The following is an 18230-nucleotide window of genomic DNA, read 5'->3' on the forward strand; positions in this document are numbered from 1 at the left end:
GGCGCTTTGCTTGCGAAGCACTGCTTCGCAAGCGCCCGAACGCCCAGCCGCCACCGGCTGGGCCGGACCCCGGAGGGGGGTTTACGGCGTGTCCTGACCACCTACACCGCCCCGCCATCCCACGGAATGCCGCTCCGGCTTTTGCAGTTGCCGTTGCATTGAGCAGGTGCAGGGCTGCAAGCCCTGCCGAAAACCCCCTTGGGCGTAGAATGCGGGCATGAGCGAATCCCTCGACAACCACCTGCTCCACGGCCGTCGCCAGCGCCCCGACGGGCCCTCGCCGATCGACGTCATCTCCGTCCAGTCGCAGCTCGTCTACGGCCACGCCGGCAACAGCGCCGCCGTCCCGCCGATGCGCGCCCTCGGCGTGCGCGTGGCGGAAATCCCGACCGTCCTGCTCAGCAATGCGCCGTTCTACGACACCACCCGAGGCCGCGTGCTGCCCGCTGACTGGTTCGCCGACCTGCTGCTCGGCACCCGCGAGCGCGGCCTGCCGCAGCGGGCGAAGATGCTGGTCTCCGGCTACTTCGGCAGCGCCGCCAACGGTGCCGCCTTCGCCGACTGGCTGGACGAGATCCTGCCGGTCTGTCCGCAGCTGCGTTACTGCCTGGACCCGGTCATCGGTGACACCCACACCGGCCCCTATGTGGAGCCCGGGCTGGAGACGATCTTCGCCGAGCGCCTGCTGCCGCATGCCTGGCTGGTCACGCCGAACGCATTTGAGCTCAACCGCCTGACCGGCATGCCGGCCCTGGCCGAGGCCGATGCCATCGCCGCGGCGCGCGCGCTGCTGGCGCGTGGCCCGCAATGGGTGATCGCGCACAGCGTGGGCGGCACCCCGGGCGAGCTGGTGACCCTGGCCGTCGGGCGCGAAGAAACCTGGCGCTGGACCTCGCCGCTGCTGCCGGTGGATGTGGCCGGCACCGGTGATGTGCTGATGTCGCTGGTGGTGTCCTTCCTGCTGCGCGGCGAATCGATGCAGCAGGCCATTTCGCGCGCCATCGCCGGTACCCATGCGGCACTGGAAGCGACCCTGGCCAGCGGCTTCGAGGAGTTCGACGTGATCGCTGCCGCGCCTGCCGCGCTGGCGGAGGCCACCCGCTTCCACGCCGAACGCGTGGCATGAGCGGGCTGCAGACGCGCACGCCGCGCACGGTCGGCATCGTGGGCAGTGCCGGCGCCTACGGGCGCTGGCTGGCCCGCTTCTTCCAGCAGCACATGCAGCTGCAGGTGATCGGCCATGATCCGGCCGATCCGAGCTCGCATACGCCCGAGCAGCTGCTGGCACAGTCCGATGTGCTGGTGTTTTCGGCGCCGATCCGGCACACGCCGGCGTTGATCGCCGACTACGTCCAGCAGTCGGCCGGGCGCGAACAGGATCGCCTGTGGCTGGACGTCACCTCGGTGAAGGATGCGCCGGTGCAGGCGATGCTGGCCTCGCAGGCCGAAGTGGTCGGTCTGCACCCGATGACCGCGCCGCCGAAGGCGCCGACCCTGAAGGGCCGGGTGATGGTGGTCTGCGAGGCGCGGCTGCAGCACTGGCAGCCGTGGGTCGACAGCCTCTGCGCGGCCCTGCAGGCCGAGTGCGTGCGCGCCACGCCGCAGCACCACGACCAGATGATGGCGCTGGTGCAGGCCATGGTGCATGCCACCCACCTGGCGCAGGCCGGTGTGCTGCGCGAATACCAGCCGCAGCTGGGCGACCTGGCCGCGATGATGCCGTACCGCTCGGCCTCGTTTGAACTGGATACGGCGATCATCTCGCGCATCCTGTCGTTGAACCCGGCGATCTACGAAGACATCCAGTTCGGCAACCCCTACGTGGCGCCGATGCTGGATCGGCTGGTCGGCCAGCTGCAGGCACTGCAGGCGCAGGTCGGGCAGGGCGACGACGCGGCGCGTGGCTGGTTCCGCGAGCAGCTGCTGGCCGCCAACCACGACGCCTTTGGTGAGCCCGCGCTGGCCGCGGGCAACTACACCTTCGAGCGCGTGGGCTACCTGCTGGCCGACCTGACCGAGCGCAACGCCTTGTCGGTGCACCTGCCGGAGGATCGGCCGGGTTCACTGCGTGAGCTGCTGCACGTGTTCGAGCAGCACAGCATCAGCCTGGCCTCGATTCACTCGTCGCGTACGCCGGGCGGCGAGGTGCATTTCCGTATCGGTTTCGTGGCGGGCAGCGATTCGCTGGCCATCGCGCGGGCGGCGGTGGCCGTCGATGCCAGCGGCATCGGCCGGGTGCTGGGGCAGGCGTAGTCATCCACAGGCGGTGTGGATGACTTCTGAGCAAACGTGTGGATAACCGCGCGCAGCCCTTGGCAGGCAAGGCTGTCAAGATGGTTGGTGAAAAATTGACCACGCAATTTTTCATACCCGGCGGGCGGAGCGTGTCGACCAAGGTCGACACCTGCCAGAGCGGGGTGGTGCCAGATCCGGTAGCGCCGGGCCATGCCCGGCGAACCTCAGATCGTCAACCGCAACTCGCCGCCGCTGGTGGTGAACTCACGGCCATTGCGCACCAGATGACGACCGTCATCCAGTTCATAGCGCGGACTGGTCTCCACCTTCTGGCCGCTACCGCTGGCATCGGGTTTGAACTCGATGATGATGTGGCTTTCGCCATTGGCGTCGACTGCAGGGAACTGACGGAACGACATCGTGCACCTCCTTCAGCGGATCCTTCGGTTTCGCCGCCAGCTTGGGCCGGCCGGTGTTAGCCGGCCGTCAATCAATCGACGAACTGCAGTCGCGCCAGCTCCGCATACAGTCCACCTTCAGCCAACAGCTGCGCATGCGTGCCCTCGGCGACGATGCGGCCCTGATCCATCACCACGATGCGGTCGGCCTTGAGCACGGTCGCCAGGCGATGGGCGATCACCACGGTGGTGCGCCCGGCCATCAACCGTTCCAGTGCCTGCTGCACGCTGTGCTCACTCTGCGCATCCAGCGCGCTGGTGGCCTCGTCGAGCAGCAGGATGGGTGAATCCTTCAGCAGGGCACGGGCGATCGCCACGCGCTGCTGCTGGCCGCCGGAGAGGCGCGCGCCGCGCTCGCCCAGCTCGCTGTCGTAGCCCTGCGGCAGGGCGCGCAGGAAACCATCGGCTTCGGCCGCACGCGCCGCGGCTTCCACCTCGGCATCGCTGGCCTGCAGGCGGCCGTAGCGGATGTTGTCGCGCGCACTGGTGGCGAACAGGGTCGGCTGCTGCGGCACCAGCGCAAGCTGCGCACGCAGGTCGGCCGGATCGACTTCGCGCACGTCGTGGCCGTCCACGCAGATGCGGCCACTGGCCGGATCATGGAAGCGCAGCAGCAGCGACAGCACCGTGCTCTTGCCGGCGCCGGACGGGCCAACCAGGGCCACCGTCTCGCCGGGACGCACGTTCAGGCTGAAGTGGTCCAGCGCCGGCTGGTCCGGCCGCTGCGGGTAGTGGAACACCACGTCGTCGAACTGGATCTGCCCCTGCAGCGGCTGCGGCAGCGCATGCGGCTGCGCGGGTGCGCGGATCTCGATGTCTTCCTGCAGCAGCTCGCCGATGCGGCCCATGCCGCCGGCCGCGCGCTGCAGTTCATTCCACACTTCGGCCAGCGCGCCCACCGAGCCGCCGCCGATCAGCGCGTACAGCACGAACTGGCCGAGTGTACCGGCACTCAGGCGGCCATCGATGACATCGTGCGCGCCCAGCCAGAGCACGCCGACGATGGCGCCGAACACCAGCAGGATGGCGCTGGCGGTGACCAGCGACTGCGCGCCGATGCGGCGGCGCGCGGCAGTGATGGCATCGCCGAGCGCATGGTCGAAGCGACCGCGCTCGTACGGCTCGCGGGCATGGGCCTGCACGGTGCGCACGGCGCCCAGGGTCTCGCTGGCCAGGCTGTTGGCATCGGCGATGCGGTCCTGGCTGTTGCGGGCGACCACGCGCAGCTTGCGCGCGCCGATGATGATCGGCAGCACCGCCAGCGGGATGCCCAGCAGCGACCACGCCGCCAGCCGCGGGCTGGTGACGAACAGCATGGCCAGGCTGCCGACCACGGTCACGCTGCTGCGCAGGGCCACCGACATGGTCGAGCCGACCACGCTGCGCAGCAGTTCGGTATCGGCGGTCAGGCGCGAAACCAGTTCGCCGCTGCGGCTGCGGTCATGGAAGCCGGCGCCGAGCTGGATCAGGTGGGCGTACAGCTGGCTGCGCAGGTCGGCAACGACCTTCTCGCCCAGCAGCGACACGAAGTAGAAGCGCGCGGCGGTGCCCAAGGCCATCACCACCGCCACCAGCATCAGCAGGGCGAACGCGCGGTTGATCTGGCCGCCACTGCTGAAGCCGTGGTCGATCATCTGCTTGACCGCCGGCGGCAGGCTCAGCGTCGCCGCCGAGGAGACCGCCAGGGCCAGCAGCCAGGCGGTGAACAACCCGCTGTGGCGGCGCACGAACGGCCACAGCGTACGCAGGCTGCCCAGGCGGCGCAGCGGCGGGGTTGAAGCGGACGTCTCGTCCTTGTCAGTCATCCTGGTCGTCATCTTCTATGCGGATACGGTCACGGGTGGCGTCGCGCAGGCGGATTTTCAATGCGTCGACCTGGTCGGCGGGCAATTCCACCCGCAGGCGCACACCATTGGCATCGAACTGTTCATCGCGCTTCTCGGCAGCGAAGGCGGGCAGGGCGGCGTGCAGGGTGCCCAGATCCTCGAAGCCGGCCAGCAGCTGCAGGCGCGCCATCGTCACCAGCGGCAGGCGTGGCGCGGTACGCAGGCATTCGGCGGCGGTGCCACCGTAGGCGCGCACGAGGCCGCCTGCACCCAGCTTGATGCCGCCATACCAGCGGGTCACCACCACCACGACGCGGTCGAAGCCCTGGCCATCGATGGCCGCCAGGATCGGCCGCCCAGCGGTGCCTGCGGGCTCGCCATCATCGCTGGAACGGTAATCCTGGCCGTGCCGGTAGGCCCAGCAGTTATGGGTGGCATCGGCCACGGCCACCTGCTGCAGGAACGCCAGTGCACCCGCGCCGCTGTCGATGGGTGCGGCGTGGGCGGTGAAGCGGCTGTGCTTGATGTCCAGCGTATGGCTGACGGGCTGGGCGAGGGTATCGGGCATTCCCACCATTCTACGGGGTCGGCGCGGGCCTGCCTCAGTCGTCCAGCAGCGGGCGCAGGTCCTTGGGCAGGCGCGCTTCGGGATACAGCTGCAGGTAGCGCTCCAGGCTGGCACGGGCCAGGTCGCGCTGACCGTTGTCGCGGCGCTCGCGGATTTTCTGCAGCCACTGCCGCCGCGGCAGCGAGGCGTCGGCGGCCACTTCGGCGTGCACCGCCGTGGCGCTGAGCGCGGCATCGCTGGACCGGCGCAGCATCACGCCGGGTGCACTGGACGGTGCGCCGGCGTTGGCCTTGGATGCCGCCGGTGCCGCACGGCGTTGGCTGCGCACCGCGTCGGCGCTGGCCGCAGCTGCGCCCTGGACCGAGTCCATTTCCATTGCAGCTGGGGCTGGAGCCGAGTACGCGACCGGCGACGGAGGCGCTGCTGCGGGTGCAGCGGGCGCAGGAGGTGCTGGCGGCGCGAAGACGGCTTCGGCAGCGGGCTCGGCAGTCCGGCTGCGTGCGGCCATGCGCGGTGCGGGCTCGGCCGCTGGCGGGGCGGCCTGCGCTTCGGGCGCGCGTGCAATGACAGCCTTGGCAGACGGCGCCGGTGCCGCAGGCGCCACCTGGGGTGCAGGCAGCGGCGAAGGCGGTGGCGGTGGCGCGATCTCTGCCGCGGCGGACATCGGCTGCGGTGCCTGGGCATCGGCTGCGGCACGTTCGTCGGCCACGGGCGCGGCGACGATCTGTGCTTCCTGTGCCGGCACGACCGGCGGCTCCGGCCGCATCTGCCAGGCGATGCCGACCGCAAACACCATCGAGGCGGCGATGCCGAACACCGCCGGCCAGCGCGGCCGCGACCGGCGCGCACGCACGCTCGACGGTGGGGCGCAGTCGGCTGCCGCGGGTGCGTCCCCGGCAGCAGCGTCTCCGGCAGGCGTGGACACCGACGCGCGCGCGGCCGCCAGGATCGCCGCGTCCAGCGCAGCGGGCGGGGCCTGGTCGTGGCGGCGGCCGATCAGGCCGGCCAGCGCACGTTCTTCAGGCGACAGGGGGTCGTCTCGGTTCATGCCTTCAGTCCCGCACGCAGCTTGTCCATCGCATAGCGCAGCCGCGATTTCACCGTTTCCCGGCCGACGCCGGTGATCTGGCCGATCTCCTCCAGGCTCAGTTCCTGTTCCAGCCGCAGCTGCAGCACTTCGCGCTGCTCGGGCGGCAGGTCGTCCATCGCCAGCTGGATGCGCCGGCGCTGCTCGAATTCAGACAGTTCAGCTTCCGGGGTCTGCCCGTCTTCCAGCGCGGCCAGGCGCAGATCGGCATCGGCCGGCGCGGCAGGGCGGTGGCGGGCAGCACGCCAGTGGTCGTTCAGACGGTTGTGCGCGATGCGGAACAGCCACGTGCTGAATGCGGCATCGGGCTGCCAACCGGCGCGCGCGCTGATCACCCGCTGCCAGACGTCCTGGAAGATCTCCTCGGCCAGCGCGGTATCGCGCAGCTGCCGCAGCAGGAAGCCGAACAGGCGCTTGCGATGGCGCGCGTACAGGCTTTCGAAGGCCTGCAGGTCGCCGCCGGCCCAGGCCAGCATCAGCGCTTCATCGGTTGGCAGGGCGGTCGCTTCCACGGCAGACAGGGTAAGGCCTGCAGGCGGTGGCGCATAGCCGGTGGCGGGGGCGGGCAGGGCGCAGTTCACGGCGATTCGTGGGTGGGGGTCCACATGAACAACGCCCGGAGGCACGAAACGGGGTTCGCGGGCTTCCATTGCCCCCCCTGTGCCGCGTTATGCTCGCGCACTCAGGGGAGGCGACGCAGTAGCGGCGCCAAGAGAACGTCATTTTGTCCACGCAAGCCGACCGTGTGTCATCGCTGTCACCTCACGAGGCCGTCTTGAGCACGGCGCTGGTGCGCGCGCTGCATGCGCTGCTGCCGGATACCGCGATCGTGCGGGTGGGCTGGAACGACCCGCAGCTGGGCCGTGGCCAGGACAGCTGGCCGCAGGGCGCCAGCGAAGCCGAGCTCGACTGGGACCAGTCAATCTGGGAGCACACTGTTTGGGAGCAGGCTGCCTGGGAGCACGACGGCGCACAGCTGTCGCTGCGGGTGCGCGGCGGGTCGCCGTCGGAAGCCTGGTGGGGGATATCGCGGCAGGCGATGGAACTGGCCCTGCAGCGCGGCCGCCAGGCGGGGCAGATCCGCGCACTCGAACAGGCTGAACGCCTTCAGCAGGCGCTGTTCCAGATCGCCGATCTGGCCGGTGCCGATCTGGAGATGGGCGAGATGCTGCGCCACGTGCACGGCGTGCTGGGTTCGCTGATGTACGCGGAGAACTGCTACATCGTCGAGTACGACGATGTGCGCGACCAGATGCGCTTCCTGTATTTCGCCGACCAGGTGGATGAGTTCGTGGCCGACCCCACGATCAGCTACGACGCCGGGCAGATGCCGCGCAGCCTGACCGTGGCGCTGCTGCGCCATGGCAAGCCGCTCAGTGGCCCGTCGCGCGAACTGCTGGCCGATGCCGAGGAAGAGCACGATCCCGAGCGCGGCCCGGAAAGCCTGGACTGGCTGGGCGTGCCGATGCTGCGCGATGGCCGCGTCTGCGGCGCCATCGTGGTGCAGAGTTACGAACAGGCCGCGCTGTATGGCGAGGCGGAGCGCGCCTTGCTGGGCTTCGTTGCCCAGCACGTGCAGACCGCGATGGACCGGCGCCAGGCGCAGGTGCGGCTGGAACAGCAGGTGGAACGGCGCACGCTGGAACTGCAGCGCGCCAACCGCAGCCTGCAGGACGAAGTGGCCGAGCGCCGCCGTGGCGAACAGCTGCAGACCGCCCTCTACAACATCGCCGAAATGGCCATGTCGGCCGACAGCCTGGCCCAGTTCTACGGCCAGGTGCACGGGGTGGTGGGCCGGTTGCTGGATGCGCGCAATTTCTACATCGCCCTGGTCAACGCACGCGGCGACGGCCTGGATTTCGTCTATTCGGTGGACGAGCACAACAGCTCGCGCGCACCGCGCGCCTTCAGCCGCGGCCTGACCGAATACGTGGTCCGCCACCGGCGCCCGCTGCTGGCATCTCGCGCGCAGATCGACGCGCTGCTGGTTACCGGCGAAGTGCGTGAATCCGGTGCGCGTTCGCACTGCTGGCTGGGCGTGCCGCTGCTGCGCGACGACGAGGTGGTCGGCGCGATCGTGGTGCAGAGCTACACCGACCAGATCGCCTTCAGCGTGCACGACCAGCGCCTGCTGACCTTCGTGGCGCAGAACATCGGCACCGGCCTGGCACGCCAGCGCGACCAGCAGCAGCTGCGTTCGGCGCACGCCGAGCTGGAAAAGCGCGTGGAAGAGCGCACCCGCGAGCTGGGCGAAGTGAACGACAAGCTGCTGGGGCAGATTGCCGAGCGCCTGCGTGCCGAGCAGCGCCTGACCCACCAGGCCATGCACGATGCGCTGACCGGCCTGCCCAACCGCCTGCACCTGCTGGACCGCCTGCAGGACGCGCTGGCCCTGGCCCGCCGCGAAGGTGGCCCGGTGTTCGCGATGCTGTTCCTGGACCTGGACCGCTTCAAGCTGGTCAACGACAGCATCGGCCACGCCGCCGGCGACCGCATGCTGGTGGAAGTGGCCAAGCGCATCGTGTCCATGGCAGGCGACGGCGACGTGGTCGCGCGCCTGGGCGGTGATGAATTCGCGGTGCTGCTGCAGTGCCCGCAGGGCCTCGGCCAGGCCCTGGACTTCGGCCAGCGCCTGCTGCTGGCCCTGCAGGAATCGATGTGGATCGCCGGGCGCGAGCTGTTCCCCTCGGGCAGCCTCGGCATCGCCCTGTGGAACCCGCACTACCGCACCGGCGAAGAACTGCTGCGTGACGCCGACGCGGCGATGTACCGGGCCAAGGCCCAGGGCCATGACCGCTGCGCGATCTTCGACGAGGACATGCGCGAGCAGGCGATGCGCAGCCTGGACCTGGAGGCGGACCTGCGGCGGGCGATCAACAACCGTGATTTCGTGCCCTTCTACCAGCCGATCGTGCGCCTGTCCGACGGCGAAGTGGTCGGCCACGAGGCGCTGCTGCGCTGGCAGCACGAGCGACGCGGCCTGCTGCTGCCCGGCGCCTTCCTCGAACTGGGCGAGGAAAGCGGCCTGATCGAGCAGGTCGACTGGCTGATCTACGAGCAGGTCATCGCCGGCTTGGCCGACGGTGGGCGCGGCTATGTGTCGGTGAACGTGTCACCGCGGCACTTCCGCTCGGCCGATTTCAGCAAGCGCCTGTTCGGCCTGCTGGAAGCCAACGATGCCGACCCGCAGCGGCTGCGCCTGGAAATCACCGAGGTCGCGCTGCTGGACGATGGCCCGCACACGCTGCGCATCCTCAAGGGCCTGCGCGAGCGTGGCATCCAGGTGCAGCTGGATGATTTCGGCACCGGCTTCTCGGCGCTGTCCTACCTGCACCGGTTCCCGATCAGCACGCTGAAGATCGACCAGAGCTTCATCGCCGGCCTGCATGGCCCGGAGGCGCAGAGCACGCGCGCGCTGGTGGAAGGCGTGTTGTCGCTGGCGCGCACGCTGGGCATCGAAACCATCGGCGAGGGCATCGAGACCGAAGCCCAGCAGCAGAGCCTGTTCGAGCTGGGCTGTGACTACGGCCAGGGCTACCTGCTGGGCCGGCCGGCACCGTGGACGCGCGCGGTGGCCTGAACCACCGCGCAGGTCCTGCGACTCAACGCAGCGCGGCGCGGCGCTTCTCGTCAATCCACTTCGAGGCCTGGGCCGGCTTGTAGGCCTGCATCCAGGCCAGCATCTCGTCGATGTCCGAGCCGTACCACAGGTCCTGGCGCTGTTCCGGGTGCAGGAAGCGCTCTTCCACCATGCGGTCGATCATGCCGATCAGCGGGGCGTAGAAGCCGTCCACGTCGAGGAACGCGCAGGGCTTGTTGCCGATGCCAAGCTGGCGCCAGGTGAGCATCTCGAAGATCTCTTCCATGGTGCCGAAGCCGCCAGGCAGGGCGACGAAGCCGTCGGACAGATCGAACATGCGCGACTTGCGCTCATGCATCGAACCGACGATCTCCAGTTCGGTCAGGCCGCGGTGGGCCACTTCCCAGTCGGCCAGCTGGCGCGGGATGACGCCGGTCACTTCGCCGCCGGCGGCCAGCACGGCATTGGCAACGGTGCCCATCAGGCCGACGTTGCCGCCGCCGTAGACCAGGCGCATGCCATCGCGGGCGATGCGGTCGCCCAGCGCCATGGCGCGTTCGGTGTAGACCGGCTTGCTGCCAGCGTTGGAGCCACAGTAGACGCAGAGGGACTTCATGGGGGATTCCTGTCTCTTGGTGCGGAAACGAAAACGCCCCGCCGGCAACCGGGTCAGCGGTCGCGGGCGGGGTGTTGGTCGATTATGACGCGTTGGCGCGGGTTACGCGGCGGCCGCCTGCTCACGGCGCGGGCCTTCACGCAGGGCGCGGCCGACCAGGCCCACCAGCAGGTCCAGCTCGTCGCTGTCCATGCCGAAGTGCGGGGTGAAGCGCAGCGAGTTCTCGCCACCGTGGATCACGTTGATGCCGTGCTGGCGCAGCCATTCCTCGGTGGAGCCGGCGCCATAGCACTTGAACTGCGGGGCCAGCTCGCAGGAGAACAGCAGGCCGGTGCCCTGCACCTTGGTGATCAGCCCGCCCAGCTCGCTCTTCAGCTGTTCCAGCTTGCGCACGGCCTCGGCGCCGCGTTCGGCGATGTTGGCGCGCACCTGTGGGGTCAGCTGGGCCAGGGTGGCGCAGGCCACGTCCAGCGCCCGCGGGTTGCTGGTCATGGTGTTGCCGTAGATGCCCTTGCGGTACAGCTGCGCGGCATGCTCGGTCACCGCCAGTACCGACAGCGGGTACTGCGCGGCGTTGAGCGCCTTGGAATAGGTTTCCATGTCCGGCGGGTCCAGGCCTTCGAAGCCCGGGTAATCCACTACCGACAGCACGCCGTGGGCACGCAGGCCGGCCTGGATCGAATCGAGCAGCAGCAGGCTGCCGTGGGCGCGGGTCAGCTCGCGGGCCACTGCATAGAAGGCCGGCGGCACCGAGCGGCCCGGGTCACCTTCGCCCATCACCGGCTCCAGGAACACCGCTTCGATGAACCACTGGTGGCGCTCGGCATCTTCGAACACCTTGCGCAGGCCGGTCTCGTCATACGGCGCGACGGTAATCACCGAATCCTCGTCACGGTAGCTGGCCAGGTGCTGCTGGTAGCTCTTGCGGCTGGAATCGGAATACAGCGCCGGGCGATCGGTGCGGCCGTGGAAGCTGCCCTTGATGACCACGCGCTTGATGGCGGCACCGGCATGGCGCGCGCCCGGGTCGGTCTGCAGCTTGGCGTTGACGTCGGCGATGCGTGCGGCCAGGCCGACCGCTTCGGAGCCGGAGTTCAGGCACATGAAGCGGGCGAACGGGCAGCCGCCACGACGGTGGCCGATCTCCGCGCGCAGGGCACTGATGAAGCGCTGCTGCGACAGGCTCGGAGTCATGATGTTGGCCATCACCTGCGGGCGAGACATCGCTTCGAGCACCGCATCAGGGGTGTGGCCGAAGCCGAGCATGCCGTAGCCGCCTGCGTCGTACAGCACCGCGCCCTTCAGGGTGACCACCCACGGCCCGCGTGCGGCCAGCGCCACGTACGGGGTCACCGCGTCATCGGCATAGAAATTGACGAAGCCGTCCTGCATCGCATCGATCTGCGCCTGCTCGTCCTGCGCCAGCAGCGGCCCCAGTTCCTGCTGCACGCGCGCGAACTCGGCAGCGGCGGCGTCCACGGCGGCAACCAGCTGCGGGTGGCGGGCGGACAGTGCGGTCAGGGTGGCGTCGTCCAGGCCGGTGGTGAGGCGGGTGCCGGGCTGGGCGCGGAGGGGGGCGAGGCGTTCGATGAAGCTCATTGCAGATCTCCTGAAACGTTGGGTCGCACGGGCCTTCAAAAGCAAAACGCGCGTCATCACGCGCGCTTGGGGCGGACTCGTGCTGCGGACTTCCTCCCCGATGCTAGCATTTGTTTTTTTGCGCGATAACCCCGCAGAAACCTGCTGCATAGCAGCATATTGCCCGACGTTCGGCACGGAGCGCGCCGGCTCGCAGGCGCTGGTCGTACAATGCGCGCCATTGTCGACCTGTTGCCGATCACTGCCTTGAAGAAGTCCGATTTCCACTACGACCTGCCGGCCGAACTGATTGCCCAGGCACCCTTGGCCGAACGCTCGGCCAGCCGTCTGATGCTGGTGCCGCCGGCGCCGGCCGCCTTCACCGATGTGCAGGTGCGCGACCTGCCATCGCTGCTGCAGCCGGGCGACCTGATGGTGTTCAACGACACCCGGGTGATCCCGGCGCGCCTGTTCGGGCAGAAGGCCAGCGGTGGACGCGTGGAGATCCTGATCGAGCGCCTGCTCGGCGCCCAGCAGGCCCGTGCCCAGGTCGGCGCCAGCAAGTCGCCCAAGGCCGGCAGCCGGATCGCCCTGGACGCCGGTGGCGAGGCCGAGGTGCTGGGCCGCGACGGCGAGTTCTACGTGCTGCAGTTCCATGTGCCCGAATCGCTGGAGCAGTGGCTGCTGCACGCCGGCCGCCTGCCGCTGCCGCCGTACATCCAGCGCGAGCCGGGCCTGGACGACCGCGAGCGCTACCAGACCGTGTTCGCCCGTGAAGTGGGCGCAGTGGCCGCACCGACGGCCGGCCTGCACTTCGACGAACCGCTGTTGGCGGCGCTGAAGGCCAAGGGCGTGGACTTCGGCCACGTCACCCTGCATGTCGGCGCCGGTACCTTCCAACCGGTGCGCGCCGATGACCTGAAGGACCACGTGATGCACCGCGAGTGGCTGAACGTGGGTGCCGAGCTGGTCCAGCAGGTGCGCCGTACCCGTGAAGCGGGCGGCCGGGTGATCGGCGTAGGCACGACCGTGGTGCGCGCGCTGGAAAGCGCGATGCGCGATGGCGAGCTGCTGCCGTTTGCCGGCGAGACCCAGATCTTCATCACCCCGGGCTACCGCATCCGCAGCGTCGACGCGATGGTGACCAATTTCCACCTGCCGGAAAGCACGCTGCTGATGATGATCTCCGCGTTCGCCGGCAAGGACCGCGTGTTCGAGGCCTACCAGCACGCGATCGAGCAGCGCTACCGCTTCTTCAGCTACGGCGACGCGATGCTGCTGTTCCCGCAGGCGGGCTGACCTCTGCCTGCCGGCGGGAGTGACATCCACGCATGGCGTGGATCTACTACCGTCCAGTAGATCCACGCCATGCGTGGATGAATTCGGTATCCCCGGCCATCTCCGGCGGACCTCGCCGCCGGGCATGGCCCGGCGCTACCGGAGCAGGGAAGGCGGTTTTGGGAGACAATAGGCAACTATTTGCCTGAACGACCGCTCCATGTCCCGATTGCAGTTCCAGCTCCAGACCCGCGACGGCCGTGCCCGCCGTGGCCGCCTGACCTTCCCGCGTGGCACGGTGGAAACGCCGGCTTTCATGCCGGTGGGAACCTATGGCTCGGTCAAGGGCATCCTGCCGGACCAGGTGCGCTCGCTGGGCGCCGAGATCATCCTCGGCAATACCTTCCACCTGTACCTGCGGCCGGGCCTGGACATCATCGCCGACCACGGCGGCCTGCACGGCTTCTGCCAGTGGGATGGCCCGATCCTGACCGACTCCGGCGGCTTCCAGGTGTTCTCGCTGGCCCATCGCCGCAAGATCACCGAGCAGGGCGTGACCTTCGCCTCGCCCACCGACGGTGCCCGCGTGTTCCTGGGCCCGGAAGAGAGCATGAAGATCCAGAAGGTGCTCGATTCGGACGTGGTGATGATCTTCGACGAGTGCACCCCGTACCCGGCCACCGAGGATGTCGCCCGCCGTTCGATGGAGCTGAGCCTGCGCTGGGCGCAGCGCAGCCGCAACGCGCATGACGAGCTGGGCAATGACGCGGCGCTGTTCGGCATCGTCCAGGGTGGCGTGCACACCGACCTGCGCAGCCGCTCGGCCGAGGCCCTGCAGGCCATTGGTTTCGACGGCTATGCCATCGGCGGCCTGGCCGTGGGTGAGCCGGAGCACGAGCGCAACGCCATGCTCGACCACCTCGACCCGGAGCTGCCGGGCGACCGCCCACGCTACCTGATGGGCGTGGGCCGGCCGGAAGACCTGGTCGAGGGCGTGGCCCGTGGCGTGGACATGTTCGATTGCGTGATGCCGACCCGCAATGCCCGCAACGGCCACTATTTCACCTCGTTCGGCACCGTACGCATCCGCAACTCGCAGTATGCGCGCGACATGGACCCGATCGAGCCGGGCTGCGGCTGCGTGGCCTGCAGCGGCGGCTACACCCGCTCGTACCTGCGCCACCTGGACCGCTGCAACGAGATGCTGGCGCCGATGCTGGGCACCCTGCACAACCTGTTCTACTACGAGAAACTGATGGCCGACATCCGCGCGGCCATCGAGGCGGGAACCTTCCAGGCCTTCCGCGAGTCCTTCTACGCAGCACGCGGGGCGGTTGCGCCGCCCCTGTAACACCGCCGCACCCCTGCCGAACGGCCCAAGGACGAACGTCCGGGGCCGTGGCATACTTCAAGGCTGACCCAGATCCGCGGTCGACACCCTGCGCCCGTCAAACGGGCCTGAGCGCCGCCCAACCAAAGGACCAACGATGAACCTGCTTGCTTTCCTGATTCCCGCCGCCCACGCCCAGGCCGCCGGCGGCCAACCGCAGGGCATGGGCCTGACCACGCTGCTGTTCCCGATCATCCTGATCGCCATCATGTACTTCCTCATGATCCGCCCGCAGATGAAGCGGCAGAAGGAGCACAAGGCCATGCTGGAGAAGATCAAGCGCGGTGACGAAGTGCTGACCAACGGCGGCATCGCCGGCGTGGTCACCGACATCGGCGACAACTTCATCACCATCGAAGTGGCTGACAACGTGCGCATTCGCGTGCAGAAGGGCGCTGTCGGCAACGTGCTGCCGGCCGGTACCCTGAAGTCGGCCCAGTAAGCCACTCCCTTTCCGATGCACAACCGCGGCGCCGGGGATGGCGCCGCGCGGGACCCAAGCAATGCTCGAATTTCCACGCTGGAAGTACGTCGTCATCCTGATCGTACTGGCGCTCAGTGCCCTGTACGCGCTGCCCAACATCTACCAGAAGGACCCCGCCGTCCAGATCACCGCCAACCGTGGCGGCACGGTCGACGACGCGCTGCGCGACCGTGTGCTGGCCGACCTGAAGAAGGCCGGTGTCACCACGATCGGCGCCGAGAAGGAAGGGGAAAGCCTGATCGTCCGCCTGGCGGACCTGAAGTCCCAGTCCGCGGCCAGCGATGCGCTGCGTGACACCGTTGGCGAGAACTACACGGTGGCCCTGAACCTGGCCTCGACCGTGCCGGACTGGCTGGCCAAGCTGGGCGGCAAGCCGATGGTGCTGGGCCTGGACCTGCAGGGCGGCGTGCACTTCGTGCTGCAGGTCGACCAGAAGGCCGCGCTGGACAAGCGCCTGGACGCCTACACCGAAGACGTGCGCAGCACCCTGCGTGACGCGCGCATTCCGTACCAGTCGGTCGAACGCCGCGCTGACAACACCATCGTGGCCAACCTGAGCCCGTCGGCCGGTGACGATGCCGCTGCAAATGCCCGCACGGCGCTGGTCAAGTCGCAGCCGACCCTGGGTTACGACGTCAGTGGCAGCCGCATCACGGTGACCATCCCGGACACCGAGATCTCGCAGATCGCCAACGGCGCCATTGAGCAGAACATCAACACCCTGCGTAACCGCGTGAACCAGCTGGGCGTGGCCGAGCCGATCATCCAGCGCCAGGGTGCCGACCGCGTGGTCGTGCAGCTGCCGGGCGTGCAGGACACCGCCGAAGCCAAGCGCATGATCGGTGCCACCGCCACCCTGGAATACCGTGCGGTGGTCGAGGGCAATGCGCAGGACGCGATCGCCTCCGGTCGCATCCCGCCGGAAGCCAAGGTCTACCAGCAGCGTGATGGCCGCGGCCCGATCCTGCTGAACAAGCGCGTGATCGTCACCGGCGACCAGATGGTCGGCGCACAGGCGGTGACCGACACCAACAGCGGTGCCCCGGCGGTCAGCGTGACGCTGAACAACGTCGGCGGCCAGCGCATGTTCGACTTCACCAGCGCCAACGTGAACAAGCCGATGGCCGTGGTGTACACCGAGCGCGTGCCGACCGTGACCGTCGTCGACGGCCAGGAAGTGCGTGGCTTCAAGGTCAACGAGGAAGTGATCTCGGTGGCCAACATCAACGGCGTGTTCGGCAAGAACTTCCAGACCACCGGTCTGCAGAAGAAGGAAGCCGAGGACCTGGCCAAGCTGCTGAAGTCCGGCTCGCTGGCCGCGCCGATGGACTTCGTCGAAGAGCGCGTGGTCGGCCCGAGCCTGGGTGCGGAGAACGTCAAGAACGGTATCACCGCGGTGGTCTACGCGTTCCTGTTCACCCTGGTGTTCTTCACCATCTACTACCGCATGTTCGGCCTGATCACCTCGCTGGCGATGCTGTTCAACCTGCTGATCGTGGTGGCGGTGATGTCGCTGTTCGGCGCGACGATGACCCTGCCTGGCTTCGCCGGCCTGGCGTTGTCGGTCGGCCTGTCGGTGGACGCCAACGTGCTGATCAACGAGCGTATCCGTGAAGAGCTGCGTGCCGGCGTGCCGGGCAAGACCGCGATCGTGACCGGTTACGAACGTGCATCGGGCACGATCCTTGACGCCAACCTGACCGGCCTGATCGTCGGTGTGGCCCTGTTCGCCTTCGGCACGGGTCCGCTGAAGGGCTTCGCCCTGACCATGATCATCGGTATTTTCGCCTCGATGTTCACTGCGATCACCGTGTCGCGCGCCCTGGCGACGCTGATCTATGGCCGTCGCAAGAAGCTCCAGAACGTGGCCATCTGACGGGACGACACGCACATGAAAATTTTTCCGCTGCACATCCTCCCGAACGACACCCAGATCGACTTCATGCGCTGGCGCCATGTCGCGATGGTCGTCACGATCATCGTGTTCCTGGCATCGATCGGCATCATCGGCTTCAAGGGCTTCAACTACGCCCTGGACTTCACCGGCGGCACCCTGATCGAAGCCCGCTTCGATCACGCGGTGGACGTCGAGCAGGTCCGCACCAAGCTCGAGGACAATGGCTTTGAAGGCGCCCAGGTGCAGAGCGTCGGTGGCAACACCGACCTGCTGATCCGCCTGGCCCCGCACGGTGAGCACGCCCCGGGTACCGGTGCGGCCGCCGCCGAGGACAAGGCCACCGCTGCGGCGGTGGTCAAGGCGCTGTCCACCGCCGACAACCAGGCCACCGTGCTGCGCAACGAATTCGTTGGCCCGCAGATCGGCAAGGACCTGGCGATGAACGGTCTGTACGCCACCATCTTCATGCTGGCCGGCTTCCTGATCTACATCGCGGTGCGCTTCGAATGGAAGTTCGCGGTCACCGCCAGCATCGTGGCGATGTTCGACCTGATCGTGACGGTGGCTTACGTGTCCCTGCTGGGCCGTGAGTTCGACCTGACCGTGCTGGCCGGCCTGCTGTCGGTGATGGGCTTTGCGATCAACGACATCATCGTGGTGTTCGACCGCGTGCGAGAGAACTTCCGCAGCCTGCGCGCTGAGCCGATGGAGGTACTGAACCGTTCGATCAACCAGACGCTGTCGCGTACGGTGATCACTGCGGTGATGTTCTTCCTGTCGGCGCTGGCGCTGTACCTGTACGGTGGCAGCTCGATGGAAGGCCTGGCCGAGACGCACATGATCGGTGCGGTGATCGTGGTGCTGTCCTCGATCCTGGTGGCGGTGCCGATGCTGACCATTGGTGCGCTGCGCGTGACCAAGCAGGATCTGCTGCCGAAGGCGAAGGACGTCGAGGCCCTGGCCCGTCGCCCGTAAGCCCCCGCTGCACGCAACACACAGAGAACCCCGCGCAAGCGGGGTTTTTTGTTTGCAGGGCTTGCAGCCCTGGTACGCGTCATCGCATGCGCGCTGTCGCTCCCACGCTTCGCTGTGCGAACCGTGGGCCCCACTTACCAGCTCCCAGACCCCCGCCGCTTCGCGGCCGCCCCCTGACTCAGGGGGCTTTGCCCCAGACCGGTTCCCCGCGGCTGTTGGGAACTGCTGGTGGTGGGTGCCGACCGTTGGTCGGCACAT

Annotated in this window: 15 protein-coding genes; 8 read left to right on the forward strand and 7 right to left on the reverse strand. The window is 68.3% G+C overall.

Annotation, left to right across the window (positions count from 1 at the left end; all coding sequences use genetic code 11):
* Positions 1-217: 217 nt before the first annotated feature.
* Together pdxY and IAE56_RS16590 are read left to right on the forward strand one after the other, a co-directional pair.
* Positions 218-1126, forward strand: a complete 909-nt coding sequence (gene pdxY, locus IAE56_RS16585; protein WP_200753268.1) for a pyridoxal kinase — start codon at positions 218-220, stop codon at positions 1124-1126.
* A complete protein-coding gene (locus tag IAE56_RS16590) occupies positions 1123-2253 on the forward strand; it encodes a prephenate dehydrogenase (RefSeq protein WP_200753269.1) in 1131 nt (376 codons plus the stop codon). The genes pdxY and IAE56_RS16590 overlap by 4 nt, the downstream gene beginning before the upstream one ends.
* Before the next feature lie 206 nt (positions 2254-2459).
* Here IAE56_RS16590 and IAE56_RS16595 read toward each other — a convergent pair whose 3' ends face one another.
* The 5 genes from IAE56_RS16595 to IAE56_RS16615 all read right to left on the reverse strand — a co-directional run bounded on the left by IAE56_RS16595 (position 2460) and on the right by IAE56_RS16615 (position 6686).
* On the reverse strand, positions 2460-2654 hold the full coding sequence (locus tag IAE56_RS16595; protein WP_108768574.1) for a hypothetical protein: 195 nt from the start codon (positions 2652-2654) through the stop codon (positions 2460-2462).
* A 71-nt stretch (positions 2655-2725) separates the two neighbouring features.
* The gene (locus tag IAE56_RS16600) at positions 2726-4498 is read right to left on the reverse strand and encodes an ABC transporter transmembrane domain-containing protein (RefSeq protein ID WP_116865347.1); all 1773 of its coding nucleotides are present in this window, start codon (positions 4496-4498) and stop codon (positions 2726-2728) included.
* A complete protein-coding gene (locus IAE56_RS16605) occupies positions 4491-5087 on the reverse strand; it encodes a YigZ family protein (protein WP_200753270.1) in 597 nt (198 codons plus the stop codon). The genes IAE56_RS16600 and IAE56_RS16605 overlap by 8 nt, the downstream gene beginning before the upstream one ends.
* Positions 5088-5121: 34 nt before the next feature.
* The gene (locus tag IAE56_RS16610) at positions 5122-6135 is read right to left on the reverse strand and encodes a hypothetical protein (RefSeq protein WP_200753271.1); all 1014 of its coding nucleotides are present in this window, start codon (positions 6133-6135) and stop codon (positions 5122-5124) included.
* Positions 6132-6686, reverse strand: a complete 555-nt coding sequence (locus IAE56_RS16615) for an RNA polymerase sigma factor (protein ID WP_275427005.1) — start codon at positions 6684-6686, stop codon at positions 6132-6134. Before IAE56_RS16615 ends, IAE56_RS16610 begins: the two co-directional genes overlap by 4 nt.
* 263 nt (positions 6687-6949) lie before the next feature.
* Here IAE56_RS16615 and IAE56_RS16620 point away from each other — a divergent pair, with 263 nt between their 5' ends.
* Complete coding sequence (locus IAE56_RS16620) at positions 6950-9754, forward strand: EAL domain-containing protein (RefSeq protein ID WP_200753273.1); 2805 nt, start codon at positions 6950-6952, stop codon at positions 9752-9754.
* 22 nt (positions 9755-9776) lie between these two features.
* Here the strand turns inward: IAE56_RS16620 and IAE56_RS16625 are convergent, their stop codons facing one another.
* On the reverse strand, positions 9777-10370 hold the full coding sequence (locus tag IAE56_RS16625; RefSeq protein ID WP_150454559.1) for a TIGR00730 family Rossman fold protein: 594 nt from the start codon (positions 10368-10370) through the stop codon (positions 9777-9779).
* A 102-nt stretch (positions 10371-10472) separates the two neighbouring features.
* A complete protein-coding gene (locus tag IAE56_RS16630; RefSeq protein WP_200753274.1) occupies positions 10473-11969 on the reverse strand; it encodes an aminotransferase class III-fold pyridoxal phosphate-dependent enzyme in 1497 nt (498 codons plus the stop codon).
* A gap of 210 nt (positions 11970-12179) precedes the next feature.
* Between IAE56_RS16630 and queA the strand changes: the two genes are divergently transcribed.
* From queA to secF, 5 genes are all read left to right on the forward strand, one after another.
* A complete protein-coding gene (gene queA, locus IAE56_RS16635; RefSeq protein ID WP_200753275.1) occupies positions 12180-13247 on the forward strand; it encodes a tRNA preQ1(34) S-adenosylmethionine ribosyltransferase-isomerase QueA in 1068 nt (355 codons plus the stop codon).
* 199 nt (positions 13248-13446) lie between these two features.
* On the forward strand, positions 13447-14577 hold the full coding sequence (gene tgt, locus IAE56_RS16640; RefSeq protein ID WP_200753276.1) for a tRNA guanosine(34) transglycosylase Tgt: 1131 nt from the start codon (positions 13447-13449) through the stop codon (positions 14575-14577).
* A gap of 136 nt (positions 14578-14713) precedes the next feature.
* Complete coding sequence (yajC, locus tag IAE56_RS16645; RefSeq protein WP_057498089.1) at positions 14714-15058, forward strand: preprotein translocase subunit YajC; 345 nt, start codon at positions 14714-14716, stop codon at positions 15056-15058.
* A 61-nt stretch (positions 15059-15119) separates the two neighbouring features.
* Positions 15120-16976: a protein translocase subunit SecD gene (secD, locus tag IAE56_RS16650; protein WP_200753277.1), complete on the forward strand. Its 1857-nt coding sequence runs from the start codon at positions 15120-15122 to the stop codon at positions 16974-16976.
* A gap of 15 nt (positions 16977-16991) precedes the next feature.
* Positions 16992-17972: a protein translocase subunit SecF gene (gene secF, locus IAE56_RS16655; protein WP_150454554.1), complete on the forward strand. Its 981-nt coding sequence runs from the start codon at positions 16992-16994 to the stop codon at positions 17970-17972.
* Positions 17973-18230 lie beyond the last annotated feature (258 nt).

It is taken from the genome of Stenotrophomonas sp. S41 (genome assembly GCF_016624625.1).
Classification (GTDB): domain Bacteria; phylum Pseudomonadota; class Gammaproteobacteria; order Xanthomonadales; family Xanthomonadaceae; genus Stenotrophomonas.